Annotated in this window: 12 protein-coding genes; 6 read left to right on the top strand and 6 right to left on the bottom strand. The window is 47.5% G+C overall.

From position 1 onward, the window contains the following. Nucleotides 1-146: 146 nt before the first annotated feature. Nucleotides 147-3,323 (bottom strand): two-partner secretion domain-containing protein, encoded by a 3,177-nt coding sequence (locus QGP82_RS30885; protein WP_499061932.1) that lies wholly within the window; start codon nt 3,321-3,323, stop codon nt 147-149. A 303-nt stretch (nt 3,324-3,626) separates the two neighbouring features. Between QGP82_RS30885 and QGP82_RS30880 the strand changes: the two genes are divergently transcribed. The 5 genes from QGP82_RS30880 to QGP82_RS30860 all read left to right on the top strand — a co-directional run bounded on the left by QGP82_RS30880 (nt 3,627) and on the right by QGP82_RS30860 (nt 8,307). After that, entirely contained in the window at nt 3,627-4,316 is a 690-nt protein-coding gene (locus tag QGP82_RS30880) for a hypothetical protein (protein ID WP_499061931.1), read from the top strand. Nucleotides 4,317-4,511: 195 nt separating this feature from the next. Then, nucleotides 4,512-5,171 carry a response regulator transcription factor gene (locus tag QGP82_RS30875; protein WP_163671334.1) on the top strand — a complete coding sequence of 220 codons (660 nt, stop codon included), beginning with the start codon at nt 4,512-4,514 and terminating at the stop codon, nt 5,169-5,171. Nucleotides 5,172-5,183: 12 nt separating this feature from the next. Then, entirely contained in the window at nt 5,184-7,058 is a 1,875-nt protein-coding gene (locus tag QGP82_RS30870) for a CHASE2 domain-containing protein (RefSeq protein ID WP_499061930.1), read from the top strand. 128 nt (nt 7,059-7,186) lie between these two features. Further along, nucleotides 7,187-7,420 (top strand): hypothetical protein, encoded by a 234-nt coding sequence (locus QGP82_RS30865; protein ID WP_163671332.1) that lies wholly within the window; start codon nt 7,187-7,189, stop codon nt 7,418-7,420. Nucleotides 7,421-7,446: 26 nt separating this feature from the next. Beyond that, on the top strand, nt 7,447-8,307 hold the full coding sequence (locus QGP82_RS30860; protein ID WP_499061929.1) for a DUF928 domain-containing protein: 861 nt from the start codon (nt 7,447-7,449) through the stop codon (nt 8,305-8,307). Nucleotides 8,308-8,316: 9 nt separating this feature from the next. Here QGP82_RS30860 and QGP82_RS30855 read toward each other — a convergent pair whose 3' ends face one another. Together QGP82_RS30855 and QGP82_RS30850 are read right to left on the bottom strand one after the other, a co-directional pair. Beyond that, nucleotides 8,317-10,914, bottom strand: a complete 2,598-nt coding sequence (locus QGP82_RS30855) for a CHAT domain-containing protein (protein WP_499061928.1) — start codon at nt 10,912-10,914, stop codon at nt 8,317-8,319. Nucleotides 10,915-11,201: 287 nt separating this feature from the next. After that, nucleotides 11,202-11,360 carry a hypothetical protein gene (locus tag QGP82_RS30850; protein WP_163671329.1) on the bottom strand — a complete coding sequence of 53 codons (159 nt, stop codon included), beginning with the start codon at nt 11,358-11,360 and terminating at the stop codon, nt 11,202-11,204. A 417-nt stretch (nt 11,361-11,777) separates the two neighbouring features. Between QGP82_RS30850 and QGP82_RS30845 the strand changes: the two genes are divergently transcribed. Further along, the gene (locus QGP82_RS30845) at nt 11,778-13,466 is read left to right on the top strand and encodes a ShlB/FhaC/HecB family hemolysin secretion/activation protein (RefSeq protein WP_499061927.1); all 1,689 of its coding nucleotides are present in this window, start codon (nt 11,778-11,780) and stop codon (nt 13,464-13,466) included. 64 nt (nt 13,467-13,530) lie between these two features. On the opposite strand, the gene QGP82_RS30840 is transcribed toward QGP82_RS30845, so the two are convergent. The 3 genes from QGP82_RS30840 to miaB form a co-directional block, all read right to left on the bottom strand. After that, entirely contained in the window at nt 13,531-14,169 is a 639-nt protein-coding gene (locus QGP82_RS30840; protein WP_163696531.1) for a vWA domain-containing protein, read from the bottom strand. Nucleotides 14,170-14,282: 113 nt separating this feature from the next. Beyond that, nucleotides 14,283-14,798: a GNAT family N-acetyltransferase gene (locus tag QGP82_RS30835; protein ID WP_499061925.1), complete on the bottom strand. Its 516-nt coding sequence runs from the start codon at nt 14,796-14,798 to the stop codon at nt 14,283-14,285. A gap of 285 nt (nt 14,799-15,083) precedes the next feature. Further along, the gene (miaB, locus tag QGP82_RS30830; protein WP_163696536.1) at nt 15,084-16,436 is read right to left on the bottom strand and encodes a tRNA (N6-isopentenyl adenosine(37)-C2)-methylthiotransferase MiaB; all 1,353 of its coding nucleotides are present in this window, start codon (nt 16,434-16,436) and stop codon (nt 15,084-15,086) included. Nucleotides 16,437-16,486 lie beyond the last annotated feature (50 nt).

The following is a 16,486-nucleotide window of genomic DNA, read 5'->3' as shown; positions in this document are numbered from 1 at the left end:
AGTCCTAACCAATAAATTCTATATCTAAGCAGAGACGACACAAAAGTTGCTGTCTGTAAAAGTTAGCTTGAATAGAATCAGAAGATAGTTTTTTAGAGTAGTGACATAATTAAGTATTTAATCCACTAATTAAATAAAACTTGAAATCATTCATTTACAGTAGATGTAGCACAGTCACGACTGATAACTAAACGACCGTCGGCAAGACGATAAAGATTTTGTGGTTCAGCAATAGACGTACTGTTAGTTGCCGTCTCTGTTATGGGCTGAACGGTTCTAAGACTGTAGGTAGTTTGAGTACTGTCGGGTTGTTGGGGTAGGCTATCGTTCCCCGTAAAAACAACACTACTACCGATATCACTACTCTGGGCAATGCAGCTAGCGGCAACCAGAGTTTCAGGATTAACCAGCTCATCCGGCAGTTCGGTAATGCTGTTTTCAATAAAACTGACGTCTGCTAGAGAAATTGTTCCTGACGCAATCCCCCCTGTGGCATTGATATCTACCTGGTCATTACCGTCTAGGGTAATTGGCTCAGTACCTGGTGGGGCAAATTGAAAGTCTTCACCAAAGAATGCAGTGCGACTTAGATCGATATCGCCACCTCTCCCATCAGCAGCAAAGGCAAGAATATCACTATCATCAAAAGCTACTAACGCATCAGCAACAAGGGTAATATTGCCACCATCATCTACACCAGAACGAACGGCAGAGGTAATATCACTGTCTCCGAAGAGAAAAATATTATCTGCCAAAATATCAATTTGTCCTCCAGCATTACTTTCAGAGGTCGTACCAACATCGCTATTCCTAGCCCGAAAGGTATCTTGGAGAACTATCAGGATATTGCCTGCATCACCTGTACCAGTATTGCTAGCAGAAATTACACCTCCAATAAGGTCTAAGTTGGCAGATGTAATATTGATATCTCCACCTCGACCTGATGCGCCAGGATCAACGAAAGTCAGGACTCTACTAGGGAAGGGCAAAAGGGAATCTTGACTCTGCCCGGCAATCGTAATATTTTCTCGAACATTCAAGAAAATGTTGCCAGCATTAGCAAAACCATCATCAGAGCGGACAGAAGTGCTAATGGCCGATCCATTTAGAACTTCTAAATTGGTTGCGGTCAAGCGAATATCACCATTCATTTGAGTTGTTTGACCGTCAAAAAAGATACTTACTATATCACTGAATCCATCAAAACGTGCCGTCTCACGAACATTTAGAGTGATATTACCTGTGTCACCTACGCCTCCTAAGTTAGAAGTTTCTATAGAAGCACCATTCAAAACCTCTAGATTACGAGTTTTGAGTTGAATATTTCCTGCATTTCCAATAGCATCTGAAAGAATACGGCTACGTAAGGAACTGGGAAGCCCAGAGACTGAGCTAATACCTTCGAGCCGAGTCGTCTCAGCAATCTCTAATATAATATCACCTGCATCACCTAGACCCAGGGTAGATGCATCAAGCTGGGCACCATCGAAAACAAGGAGATTTTTAGCTGAAATTTGAATATCACCGCCACGCCCTTGACTACCCGATGGAAGCACCGTAGAAATTCCACTAGGAGAACGATTGACAGGATTGGGACCTTCAAAGAGAACAGTCTCTTCTATGTTAAGAATAATGTTGCCGTTTTGACCTATCCCAAATGTTTCGCTAGCTATTAAAGCGCCATCTACGACTGAGAGACTTTGAGCAGTAATATTGATATTACCGGCCTCTCCTTGCCCTACAAAACTGGTAAAGAGCCCTGACGTTCGTAGTATCTCATCACCACCTACAAGATTAACTGAGTCATCGGCAACTAAAGTAATATCACCTCCATTACCTGTATTGATACTAGTGCCAACAATATCAATATCACCACGCGACTCTAAAAAAGCAGAACTACCAGTTCCAGCAATGGGAATAATGCTTATTCCAGTTCGGCTAAAACCAAGCCCCAGCAGATCATTACCTACAATCTGAATATCTCCTGACAGTTGGCCATTAGGTTCATAAAGATTGGTGATTAACACCAGACCATTGGATTGACCAATAGTAATACTCCCAATCTCAATGTCAGCGCTAGATGGATTGGCTGTTATGGAAGGGGTAAGTGGCAAAAAGAAACTATCAAAAAATAAATCGAAGATCCCTTGACCTGATGGGTTCTCAGCAGGGATTACACCTACAGCATCTGGTCTAAGGCCTGCTCTGATATCAATGGTTGGCTGTGCACTACCATCCACCTCAACAATTGTTCCATCAGAAAGTACGATGGTTTCTTGCAAAAAATCGACACCTGCAATGCCTGGGTCGGGAGCTATGATAATCGCACTCGTGAACGTTACTGACCCTCCAGCAAGAATATGTAGCGAGCTACCAAAATAACTGTCAAACTCAACATCCCCAAGGCTCCGAATAATGGGGTCAACTGGACTATTCAAATTACCTGGAGTATTGTCTAAATTCTCAATACGGAAATTACCACCACTAAAAAAGTAGGCGTCACCATTAACGGGTGCTGGTGAACGCAGCACCATATCTCCATAGGAAAATAACTGACTATCTGGGTGGGTTAAGGCAACAATATCCACCTGCTGGTTGCCCTGCACTAACAAATCTCCGCCTGCCAGGGCAATAAATGGCTTGTCTGCCGTATCTCGAATTTTAACGATATCAGTGGCTAACAGCGAGACATCTCCCACACCAGCCACCTGAGCTGCCAGATCCAAATTCTGGCCTGCCAGTACTAAGTCTGCGCCCGCTGTTAGCTGACCACGGTTGGTGATATCGCCTGAGTTATCAGTTAGATGGTTCCAAAATAAGACGCTGGGACTAACGGCTAGCAGCTGGCTTTGCCCAGGCATAACAGCACTAAACATACTCTGACCAACATCGACCGCCGCCGCTGTTGTTGCATAAAATGAACCGGTCACATCTAAGCTGACATCTGGCCCAAACACAATGCCATTGGGGTTAATTAAAAACAAATCAGCATTGCCATCCACACCCAATGTGCCAAAAATGTCGGAGCGATTGTTGCCAGTCACCCGACTTAAAATGGATTCAATCTCTGCTGGGTTGGCAAAGTAAACTCGCTGATTGTTAGCGACCGTAAACTCATCAAAGCTGTGGAATAAATTTGGACCTCGTGCAGCACCTCCCTCAATTAAGTCTGCGAGACCACCTTTTACCAACACGTCAGTTGAGACAACAGAACCTTCTGCCCCTAGGGTTTGATCTGGAATGAGCTGTGCCTGGATTGGCTCACTCCAAAGGGTTGCAACCGCTGCTAGCAACCAGGACCAATATAATTGAGGGCTTGACATACACAAGTCAGTAACTGGCAATAACAGAAATCTACCATGGCTTTTTGATGCCCGATGCTACGGACAGATGTCACTCAACAAAACGTTGTATGCACCTGTTGCAAGCATCTATTGTTTTTGTCATGACCATTGACTTTACGGATGATAAAGCTGTCATATGCACAAATAGACAGCGGCGATGGCAGAAACAGGCAATGGGGCTTGGCTCAAATCAGCACTGAGCTTGGGCACAAGCGGAACATCATAGGTTTGTGGGCTCGTTACGATCGCAACAAAGAGTTACATCAGTAAGTTGAGGTTTTTGTGATAAAAGCACTTGTAGGGCCAACCGCACTCTATCTCTTCATTCAACGATGGCTACGTCAGCGTCAAGCCTGGCAGTGGTGGCACGATCAACAAATCGCCCGACTCCATAAACAGGCAGAATCCATTCGAGATAACTTACTACAAGAAACGTTTGCCTTTCGACGCTATTTAGAAACCACGTTAACAACCCAGCCCGATGCAGAACAAGCTGAACAATGGTTAGAACGCTTTCAACTGTTTTACGCTGACTTAGAAAAACTGAGTAATCAGCTATCTCCACCGTTTATTGCTGACAGTTTTCCTTTAGCACTACAGCTGATGATACAAAATTGGCAATGCACTCAACCCGGTCTGAGCGTAAAGCTAGAGGTTTTATCAGACTGGCCTGAACAATCCTTTAACAAGAATCAGATTATTCTCTCAGTGATTACGGGATTGATTGAATTACTGATACCTATGGAAAATTGTGCGCAGCAGCTTTCCATAAGCCTAGAGCATCACCATAAGCGATACACTCTGACCTTGAAATACCCCGGCTATCCGTCTATGGATGGCAAATCTTTGATAAATACCCCCGAGATAAAACATCTTAAGGAAATTTTCCATACCTTAGCAGCAGGTCGTTTAGAGATTGTCACTGATAAATTTGGTCTCAAAGGCCAACTGCAATGGCCAGCAGATGACTAACCGTTAATTTGAGTGACTGAAATGGGTACTCCATGATGTTAAATATCACGGACATCTGACTTAAATCAGTCGTAATTACCGTGTGGATGCCAGCAGCACTGGGGTTAATCGTATTCTTTATTTTACAATCTAACTAATTTTGATAGGCCACTTGTCTATATAAAGGATGGGTAACTCCAAGGAGATCACTGGAACATGGCTCAAGCATCTACAAAGACATTTGTGGTGGTAGATGATCACGATTCGGTCTTAGAGGGCACCTGCCGTGTATTAAAAGCTCAATATCCGGATGCGCACATTGCAACTACGGGTCAAGCAGATGGGGTTGAAGCTTTGATCCAGGATGTTCAGCCTGATTTGGTAGTGATGGATTTATCAATTCCTGAACGAGAAGGAGATAAAGCACAGACTGAGACGGGCTTACATTTATTGCGATCGCTACTGCAAAATCATCCTACACTCCACTTCGTCATACAAAGTGCCCATGTAAAAAGCCTGGTGCGGCTCAAGTCCATGATTGACAAACACCAAGCTGGCTTCACCATTGCCGACAAAAGTCTATCGAGTTCTGAAATGCTCATTAAAATTGACTGGGCTTTGAATGGACTCCTCTACACCCCCCCCGAAATGCGATTGGGTATCGAGGTCAAACCCGAATGGTTGCAGGTGCTACAGCTAGCATTTACCAACGGCTTAACTGACAAAGCTATTGCCAAGCAAATGAATGTGGCGGAAAGAACCGTCCGTCACTATTGGACTAGAGTGCAGGATGCCCTTGGCGTTTATCCTGATGAAGGCACCAATATTCGCATCCAAACCTACAATAAGGCCCGTCAGATGGGTCTGTTGGACTGAGCGTAGTTACCGATGAAAGTCTCCTGGTCTTCTCCTAGTTGGCAACTCAGGCTTTTGCCAGGGTTATCAATCACTGGATTCATTGTTTTGACAAGACTACTGGGTTTGCTACAGCCCCTAGAGTGGAAAACCTTAGACCTCAGTCTAAAATGGCGGCCTGCTGAAGCCACTGACCCGCGCATTACCCTACTTGCGATTACCGAAGAAGACATTCAAACAGCCCTTGATTATCCCATCTCGGATCAAGCCCTATCAGAATTTCTTGAGACTGTGCAATCCTATAGCCCTCGCGTAGTGGGCCTGGATATTTTCCGGGATCAGCCGGTGGGTGATGGCTATACGGCTTTGGCCCAAACGCTACAATCTTCCGACAATATTGTTGGCATTCACAAAATCGATCCCCGGGCCACCGTCCCACCGCCCCCATCGTTACCCGACAGTCAGGTAGGGTTTGCCGATGCCCTCGTCGATCAAGATGGTTTCTTAAGACGGAGCCTTTTAGGGGCAGCTGACAAAGCGGGAAACTATCAATTTTCATTCACCATTCAGTTGGTGTCCTCCTATTTGGCTAACGATGGCCTCAGCGTCGAGAATGGCATGCGCGATCCTGAAACCATGCGATTTGGATCAACAGAAATTCCTCGCTTTCAGAGCAACACAGGGGGCTATATTCGTGCCGATCGAGGGGGAAATCAAACCTTAATCAATTTTCGAGCGGGGACTCAACCGTTTGAAAAAATCACCTATAAAGCCCTGATGGCGGGTCAGGTAGAAGCAACGCTAATACAGGATCGCCTGGTGCTCATTGGCTACACGGCAGAAAGTGTTAAGGACTTTGTCAGCTCAGCGGCCATTGCGGGGGTTACTCCCAGCCTGGTGCCTGGTATGGATGCTCAGGCCCATGCAGTTAGCCAAATTTTGAGTGCCGTCATCGACGGTCGACCTTTTTTGCGTGGGATGCCAGATGGGATTGAATATCTTTTAATTTTGGGCAGTGGCTTAGGCGGTATGATTCTGGCCCAATGGGAACGGAAACCAGCCGTGCATTTTCTGGTGATTATCGTCATCAGCGGCGTTATTTTACTCGTCAGCTACGGGCTGCTGCTGACGAGCTGGTGGCTGCCCGTTGTCCCCGTCGTGGCTGCATTTTTATTGAATGCGGCTGTACTGTACCCGTTTTATCAAGCCCAGGCTCAGTTGCGATCGCAACTCAACGATCGTCAAAAGCTGATTAACCAAACCTACAACACCATTCACAATGGCCCCCTGCAAACCCTGGCCAAAATGATCAGCACCTGGCCAGAAAGCCAGCCAGCCCCAGATACCCTACGCCCTGAGCTACACACCCTAAATCGGGAACTGCGCGACATCTATGACACCATGCGTCAGGAAATATTGTTGCCCACAGGCCAGCTGGTATTAACCGGGCAACAATCCATTGATTTGCAAATGCCCTTAGACGAGCTACTGCGCGAAGCATACCAAATCACCCTAGAGCGCCATCGAGAGTTTTTTGAACCCATACTGAAAATTGTTGCCTTTGAACCCCTGGACGATCAGCAGTTGAGTATTGATCAAAAACGAAATTTGGGACGCTTTTTAGAAGAAGCCTTGATCAACATTCAGAAATACGCTCACGGTACAACCCGACTCACCATCGACTGTCGTCAAAAGGATGGCAACAATGTTATTCGCGTCCTCGATAATGGGAGCGGCCTTAAACCGTCTGCACCCAAGACGTTAGGAGGGTATGGCACTAAACAAGCAGAAACCTTAGCCCGTAGTCTCAATGGCACATTCAACCGCACCCACCACAAACCTAAGGGTGTTTGCTGTGAGCTGCGCTGGCCTATTTATCGGCCTCTTTGGCAACGATGGTTGCCTTAAGTAGCCGATAGTTGCATATTTCTGCCACGAAGTTAGACAAACTTGGCAACGAATTTGTCTGGTTTCTTGCATGTGTCTGGTCAGCAGCTTCCGTACAGTAAAGTCAACGACGTAAGGAAGTTAAGGCCATGCAAATCGACAGTTTAAGTGATCTAATTCAAAAAGGATTTTTACTCCTGTTAAACTTTGTGGATGACATTGCAATTTTTACACTGACTCGTTTAGGTTGGCAGTGGGTTTGGTTAGAGTGGTTAAGTACAGCTTTGCTAATCATTACCCTGGTGTATTGGAGTATCCGTCTCTGGAAATACTGCAAACATCTTCAACGTCAGCACTGTGTGCCCAGAGTTGAAATCGTTTAGTTGCTTAGGTCAGTTCATCTACGACTATGATTGCGCCCCAATATCGTTCTGCATTGCTAAGGTTTACGTCGTTTTTTATCCTTAGTAGTTGGTATTTATCACCTGTAAGCGATGGGGCTCCGCAATTTAACACCGTAGAAACCGATACTTATCATCACGCTCAAGCTGAATTCACACCGCCTGATGATGCTGACATCGACAGGGATTCCATTATTACCTCCACTGGCACGTATTTTCGTCCCCCTACGGATCCAACGCCAACATCGGCTCCCCGCACGTCTACAGGCACTCGTCGTGGCGGCTGCTTAGGTCCCACGGCCACAGCATTTACCATCTTTGGACCCAATACTCCCGATACAATTTTGGGTCGTACTACATCTGAGTCTCCTGTATTTGTCTGGCATCTACCTGAAATCGACGCAACGTTTCCAATTATTTTTCGCCTGTTGGCCCCAGATGAGAACGATATTCCCATTCCCATCTATGAGAGCAGCCTCACCTATAGTGCTGGGTTTATGACCCATCAGCTACCTCCCTCGGTAGCTACGTTATCAACGGGTGTGGAATATCGTTGGCAGGTGATTATTGAGTGTAATCCTGAGTATCCAGCCCAAGCGATGCTACAGGAGCTGTCGTTTGAGGTGGTCCCTGATACTGTTGAGCTCTCTCAGGCATTGGCAACCGCTACTACAGCGACTGAAAGAGCCGTAGCCTATGGACAGGCTGGGGTTTGGTACGATGCGATCGCACAGGTTGCCCAAGCAACAAGCTTAGGCGAACAAGAAACCCGCAGCGGTCTGCTCACGGACTTAGCCATGTCCTTACCGCCAGAGTCAGATCAGATCCGTCAAGACATTTTAGAAATCATCGAAGCGACTGCACCTTAAAGCCAGCCCTTAAAGCCAATTACCAATCAAGATAAACGGAGCCCAACGGTAGGGGTGGGCTTTCAAAATATCACCTGACTTTAACATGGCTATCTGGGCCTGTTGCAAAGCCTCAGCCTTAGTTAATTCTGGCTGTTGCAGCTGATCATAAAACATTGAAACAATCTCAGGCGTGGAATCATCACTGACGGCCCATAGGGTGGCCACCGCACTACGAACACCGGCCCGCACCGCAACACCGGCCAACCCTAACGTAGACCGATTGCCGCCAATAGCCGTATCACAGGCTGTGAGGGTCAATAATTCAATGGGCTCTCGGGTCGGGTCATTGACATTCCGAATCAACTGATCCAATTGTCCAATGGTGAGAGTCTCGTTGTACTGCTCCGTTGCATCCTTAGCGCCTACCACTACGAAGTTATCTTCCGGTGCAAAGCCAAAGGTACCGTGGGTAGCCATATGCAAGATCCGGTAATCGTCTGCGACTAATGCCGCCTGCAAAGTATCGATAGAAAAATTGTCGTTTAATAACGTTTTTGTATTGGGTAGCTGCTTAGAGAGTAAGTCCAGCTCTCGCTCTACGGCAGGTAAGGCAGCAAAGGGTCGCTGGGGCACTTCAGAGGGTTCACTCACCCCCACCAGTAAGGCGTTTAACCCACGGCGTTCTAATTTTTCTGGTGTAGTCAGGGTCAAACTCGGGGTTGTCGCCACTGCAAACTTTTCAATCAAAAACTGACTGCCGTCGTATAAGGCAGCCATCGGCACACTACGCAGCAGTCCATCATTGACAAAGACCAGGGTTTTTACATCTGCCAAATCTGTCTCAAACGGTTGAACTAGCCACTGATACAACTGCTGGGCTGGCTCGGTATTAAAGCTATAGTCCCGTGCCCCCAGTTCTAAGCTACGGCGAAATTCATTGACCTGATCTTCGACCACGGCTGAAGCAACTGGAATTTGCACAATTTCTCGGGCTCCTCCCGGAAGACTCATGATCACCGTGAGCTGATCATCAGATAGTGCGGTGCTCACAACCCCCGTTGCATGGCTCTGGCCCACGGCATCAGCTCGCACTTCGGCAGGCACAATCACACAGTCATTGGCAAAGTAACTCTGTAGCTCCGCCACCTTGAGAGAATCTAGCGTGGTCAATACCTTTTCTAACTCTGCAAAGGCAACGTCATCCTGATTTAGGGTGACTGCTTTAGGCACACTTTCCAGACTTAGAGCAGCATACTGCCGATAGATCGGCTCTACCGTATCTCGAAAATCAAACTGTAGATCGCGATTGGCATTCAAGATATCACTACGGATTTCTTCTAATAATGCAACGGCCTGACTGTAAGATTGTTCTGCTTCACGCTGCTGGTCTAATTCGGTGTAGATTCGACCTAACTGCCATTCCCAAAGATACAGGCTATCTTGGGCAGCCCGATCTTGATCCGCCGCTAAACGGGCCTGTTGAGTTTTTGCGATCGCAGCTTCATAGCGTTTAGCCCGTTCATCTAAGGTACCTAGTTTCCCCAAGGCAAATGATGTAATTCTGGGGTTCTCAGTTGCTTTGCCAATGGCTAAGGCCTGTTCCAACAGTGCCGTAGCCTCCTTCTCAGTCACCGCAGAAAGCGGTTCACGGCTTAAAATTGCCTGGGACTGACGTACAGTTAACGGATCTAACAAGTCAGCGAGTCTAATGGCTGCAAATGCCTTTGCTTTTGAATCGGGCAACTGCTTGAGACTCGATAGCGCCAACTGACGATAGCGGTCAACGGCATGGTTATCCTCCGCCCTTTCATAGGCTGAAATCAGGTTCAGCAACGTCAATAACTCTGTTGCGCTTCGCTGTTGCCCAGTGGCTAGCCCATAGCTTTCTTCAAAATAAGCAATGGCTTGGCCGTTGAAATCGTCAGCTTTAGCCCTTAATACAGCGATACTTCGTTTTGTAGCTTTGCGCTCTGTCGCTTCCTCTGCTCGGCGATAATTTACCAAAGCCAGGTTCACATAGGTATTCCCTAAACTGTTAAGCAGTGATGCCTCTAACGCTTGGGCACCAGTCTCACGGCTCAAGGCATATCCTTGCGTGAGGTAGGTTTGTGCAGCCTCTGTATTGCCACTCGAACGATAGGCTTCGCCTAAACTCCCCAAAGCTGTAATTTGACCAAGACCATCCTCTAATGCAATGGCTATCTGGAGCGCACTGCCAGTTTTACAATCTCCCTGGTTAAAGGCAGTGCCACAGAGTAAGGAAATCGCTCGGCGGTGTTGACCCAAACGGCTATGGGCCTGGGCTTGTTCAGTGATTAAGCGACCTAATTTCTGGCGATCCCCAAGGGTTTGAACGGTATCAATGGCCTGTTGCCAATGGCTAATTTCTGCCGATGTGCGGCCCATTTGTTGATAAGCCCGTGCCAGGTTCTCGTTAACAATGGCTAAGGCGGGTAAGTCTTGCGTAGTTGCATAGGCCTTGTGGGCCGCAAGCCAAGGGTCAATGGCTGCCCTAAAGTGACCAGCTTGATAGTAGTCAACCCCCGTTTGCACCAGCTGACGTGCATCCGTTGCCTGGGCAATGGGGGCAGCTCTCGTAAACGGATGCCCTAGCCACAGGGCCACGCACAAGCTCAACGCACATAGCCCTATATAGACACGATGGATAGATAACCGTAAACCAGAGCAACGCATTTAAACAGCTGGGGATAAAAGGCAAAAGCGAGTTTGTTATTCAGGGTATCAGATGTCTTTTGGGCATGGGCGTGACGGGACATTTTTGCAATACGTCGTTATGATTCTCCAGATATATGGCTGTATGTCACCTTAAGGAACTACACAAAAATAAAGACCCAGGTTGGGGCTGGAGATGAATGGATGAGTGATAATTTTCCCTTAAATACCTGAGGGCTCTACCGACTAATTAATGGGGCATCATAACAATCAGCATCGACAAGAAACATAGCCACATCTCCTGTTGATATTTCTGCATAAACAACACAGCACAGTGCAACCATGCCAGCAATCATGATAAGAGCTGGCAAGATTTTTTTAACCTTATTTTCTCTCATGGGTAAGGCCGGGGAAGCAACCAATGAGAATGAGTTATCTCATTGCTATGTAGCAACGATAGAAGTATTGAAACCCCTAGTTAGCTCAGGATCCTGAAACGATGGCTGTTCAAAACAGAAGCGTTCCTGGCATAAATCGGCAATGTCAGATAAGTTCCGTGAGATAAGTTCCGTGGCATCTGAGCATAACAGATTCGCTTGGGAGCTGCTTGCGCTGTTAACTACAATCCAGCTCCCCCCTTAATAGAGGTATTACATCAATTTTTTCAACAATAGTAGGCCCCTAAATAGTTCATATCTTGCGAATATCGTATGATATGCAACGATTCATCTTGCTTAGTACGGACAAATACGGTTGTGCATAGCCCTCCCATAGTATTCGCCATCTTTAGCTGTCTAGCCATTACGAGTTACGGCATGCCGGTTACCGCACAGACGGTTGCCCCTGCACAGCCTGCACCTCCACCCAATATTCCATCTCCCGAAGAGCAATCACTACCGTCTCCAGAGACGATTCCAGAAGAGGTTCCATCGTCTCCAGAAGAGGTTCAAATAGAAATTGAACAGCCATCTGTCAATCCGCCAAATGTCTTAAATTTAGATGTCTGTCCACCCTTAGCTGAGACCTCAGAACTGTCGTTTCTGGCGACTGAAATTAGGGTGGTTGGTAATACGGTATTAGCAGACCAAATTGCTAAGCAGGTGGATTGTTATTTAGGTCAAGAGATTCAATTATCGGATTTGTTTAATTTGCGATCGCGAATCACCAAACTTTACCTGGACGAAGGCTATATTACGTCTGGCGCATTTGTCCCCAACAATCAGGAATTGACCAATGGTAGTGTCGAGATTCAGGTGATTGAAGGAGAAATTGAAGAACTCCAGATCAATGGTTTAGATCGTTTACGGAAGGGGTATGTGAGCGATCGTCTAGCCCGTGCCATGGAGTCACCTTTTAGACAACAAGATTTAGAAAGAGGGCTACAGTTACTCCAGGTTGACCCGATGCTACAGCGGGTTAATGCAGAATTAACAGCGGGCAATGGTCCTGGCAAAAGCTTGTTAATTTTAGATTTAGAAGAAGCTGACACATTTGGTCTCTCTTTCGCTGGCGATAACTATCGTTCTCCCAGCATTGGCTCTGAAGGTATTAATGTAGGACTGTCTGTTAGTCATCCGTTGGGTATTGGCGATCGCTTCAATGCTAGCTATGGCAGGACAGAAGGTCTTGACCTATATGATGTGAGCTATTCTGTTCCGGTGAATGCCCAGGACGGTACGCTGCGCCTGAGGGCCAGCAACAGCGATAGCCGCATTGTGCAGGATGCCTTCCGCGATATCGACATTCGCAGTGAAACCACAACATTATCCGCTGGATTTCGTCAGCCCCTGGTGCGTACGCCGTCAGAAGAGTTTGCGCTGGGCTTAGATTTTGATTGGAAACGTAGTCGCAGTTTTATTCTTGACGACATTCCATTTTCATTCTCCCTGGGTCCTGAAGATGGGCGATCTCAGGTCAGTGCGGTTCGATTTTATCAAGACTGGGTGAAACGCAGTCAGTCTCAGGTATTAGCAGCCCGCTCTCAATTTAGTGTGGGGTTAGACTTGTTTGATGCCACCGTCAATGATTCTGGCATTGATGGTCGTTTCTTTAGTTGGCTAGGCCAGTTTCAGTGGATTAAGCAGGTGTCTCCTCGATTTTTGATGCTGACCCGGGTCGGTGCTCAACTGACACCAGATGCTCTATTACCCATTGAGCGTTTTAGCTTAGGCGGCATTAGCACCATACGCGGCTACAGCCAAAACCAAATTGTCACTGATAATGCCATTACCAGTTCGATTGAGCTGCGGATTCCGATCACCAAAGACCCAAACAAGGTGCAACTGACGCCTTTCTTTGAAGCTGGAGTGGGCTGGAACAATGAAATCCCCGATCCCGATCCCGCCTTTCTGGCTAGTTTGGGGTTAGGGGTGCGTTGGGCCGTCAGTCCCTGGCTATCCATGCGGCTTGACTATGGTATTCCCCTAGTGGATGTGGATAATACAGGCGATTCACTACAAGAAGATGGCCTATATTTCTTGTTGGACTATAGACCTCAGTTTTAGGCCTGAGTTTCAGGTCTGAGTTTTAAGAAAAAAAGAGATTATATTTGTGCAACCGCCATCACGACTAGTCCGTCAACACACCCATCAGGAATGTGACCAAGTCCTCTGAGGCGATCTGTTGAATTATCTTGTGATCAACAATGTCAAATTTTGCACCTTTCTCTCGAAGATTGTTGTCTAGGGTCACTAAAAACCCTTTAGTAATGTAGTCATCCCCCACTTGAACCCAGCCAATGCCCAGCTCATTGTTATGGTCAAGCTTTTGGGAGGCGGCTACGATTTGTTTTGCGATCGCAAGCCGATCCGTGGGTTCATTGTCCATCAGAATCAAAACAATCTCACCATTTGCAGGCTGCTGACCCGCCGCCTTCTCATCAAAATACCGATCAAACACCGTCTGTAAGACTGGAGCCAACGCCACCTGCTCTGGCATGGGGGCCGAATCCATCAGGGACTGAAAGTTCTCAACATTTACATTTTGGTGGGCCTGAAAAGTATCGCCTGTACCTCGATACACCGTTAATCCATTGGGTGCTAGTCTGTGACACTGTGCAGCAATCTCTAAAACCTGGGGGCGAGCCTGTTGCCATCGCTGGTCAAATCCAGGGGTCATACCCAGACGCTTTAACTGAGTAGGGGCATAGATCAATGTGTAATTACGGTTTTGTAACTGTGCAGGCAGGCTAGTACTGGTCTGTACCATCGTCAGAATCCTTATAGTAAATAGTATTCCGTATAGTGTTCCGTACCCTGATTAGGGTGCCCCTGAGTTCAAACTCTGATATCCAAGTATCTGAGAGTGATCACACAACGGTATTACCGCAGCCAGTTATCCACCGTCAATGCCCAGCGCTCATGGTCGTGCCACTCTCCATTGATTTTTAGATATTGGCGTGAGAATCCCTCATGGGCAAATCCCAATCGTTTGATCAACTTAATAGACGCTGTATTGCCCGGTTGAATATTCGCTTCGATACGGTGAAGCTTCAGGGAATTAAAGGCATGGTTAAGCACCAGCTTTACCCCCTCAGTCATCAATCCCTGACCCGCGTAGTCCACATTGCCGTAATAGCCCAGATAGGCATTTTGAAAGCTGCCGTAAAAAATCTGGCTTAAGTTGGCCACCCCTACCAAGCGATGGTCAACGGCATGCCAGATCAGCATGCCTTCAAAGGGCTCCGTGTGACAGCGATGGATATAGCGCCTACATCCTTCCTCATTTTTGGCCGGTTCCGCCCAAGGAGAATGATAGTCAGCACTACGCTGATGTAGATCGAGCAGCGTTGACCAATCATCATCGACCGGGGACCGAATATAAACACGAGGAAGCATGGTTTGAGTTAGCGAGTTCACATAGTCAATGCTTTGCTAACATCCGCCATAAACTTTGACTCGCTCTCGGCCACGCCATCAGACTCCAACAGTTCTTGCAAAGCATCCATGGCCGTTTGCCTAAAGTCTCCCGCTGCATCTGGTTAACACTATTGGGCTGCCGATTGAATAACTTTTGAAGTAAAGCTCGCATCACATCCTCCGAAGTTACCTGTAGACGCTGAGATCATTCCCAAAGTTAGTACTTCAAACTCAGATGCAAAATTTCGTACAAACGGAAGTTGATTAAGCCTCGACCAACACGTTTACCCGTTCCCCTGTGAGGCTAAAGGCCCGCACTTCGGTAATGTTTACTTCGATAATTTTGCCCTTGAGTTCATTGATATCCCCCCCACAGAATGTCAGACGATTGGTGCGAGTTCGACCCATGACCTGGTGGGGGTTTTTGGGGTTTACATCTTCAATCAGTACCCGTTCAATCCGATTTGCATACCGATGGGACCGCTCAGCCGCTTTGATGGAGACCAGATGATTCAGCCGTTGCAGTCGATCGCTCTTAGTGGCTTCGTCTAGCTGGCTCTCCCATAGGGCGGCTGGCGTATTGGGGCGAGGGGAATAGGCAGCCGTATTTAGCTGGTCAAAGCCGATGTCCTCCACCAGTTTTAGGGTGTTTTGAAACTGCCCTTCGGTTTCCCCGGGGAAACCCACAATGGCATCGGCGCTGATGGCCGCATCTGGCACATAGCGACGCACCGTGTCGATAATGCGGCGATATTTTTCCTGGGTGTAGCCCCGTGCCATGGCCTTGAGCACATCGTTATCACCGGACTGGAAAGGAATATGGAAATGTTCACATACCTTGGGCAGCTCAGCACAGGCCTTAATTAAACGCTCTGTAAAATAGCGGGGATGGCTGGTGGCAAAGCGAATCCGCTCAATGCCGGGGACATCATGGACGTAGTAAAGCAAGTCTGTGAGGGTATTCTGACGGCGGCCCTCAGGGGTAATACCGGGCAAGTCACGGCCATAGGCGTCAATATTTTGGCCCAGCAACGTTACCTCGGTGTAGCCTTGCTGACCCAGCAGCTCCATTTCAGCTCGGATAGCCTCAGGGGTGCGGGACTGCTCAATGCCACGCACACCGGGTACTACACAGTAGGTGCAGCGTTCGTTACAGCCATAGATGACATTTACCCAAGCACTAATTTTGCTATCGCGTCGGGGCTTGGTGATGTCTTCCATAATGTGGACCGGCTCGGTAGCCACCACCTGATTACCGCTAAAGACCTGCTCCAATAAGTCACTCAGACGGTTGGCATGCTGCGGCCCCATCACCAGGTCCAGCTCAGGGACGCGACGCAGCAGCGCTTCCCCCTCTTGCTGAGCCACACAACCTGCCACAATCAGTGTCACATTGGGGTCTGACTGCTTACGCTTTGCCTGCTTACCCAGGTAGGAATACACCTTCTGCTCGGCATTGTCACGAATGGTGCAGGTGTTGTACAGCACCACATCCGCTTCCAATGGGTTTTCTGTCCAGTTCATCCCCATGTCATCGAGGATGCCAGCCATGCGCTCAGAGTCGGCCTTATTCATCTGGCAACCAAACGTAGTGATGTGATAACGACGCTTATCCATGGGGTCTATTCAAGAAAATACTGGAATTCAGGCAAAAATTTTGACCAATA

Source organism: Leptothoe sp. LEGE 181152, assembly GCF_032906605.1.
Lineage (GTDB): Bacteria > Cyanobacteriota > Cyanobacteriia > Phormidesmidales > Phormidesmidaceae > Leptothoe > Leptothoe turfae.
This window is presented reverse-complemented; position numbering and strand designations above follow the sequence as displayed.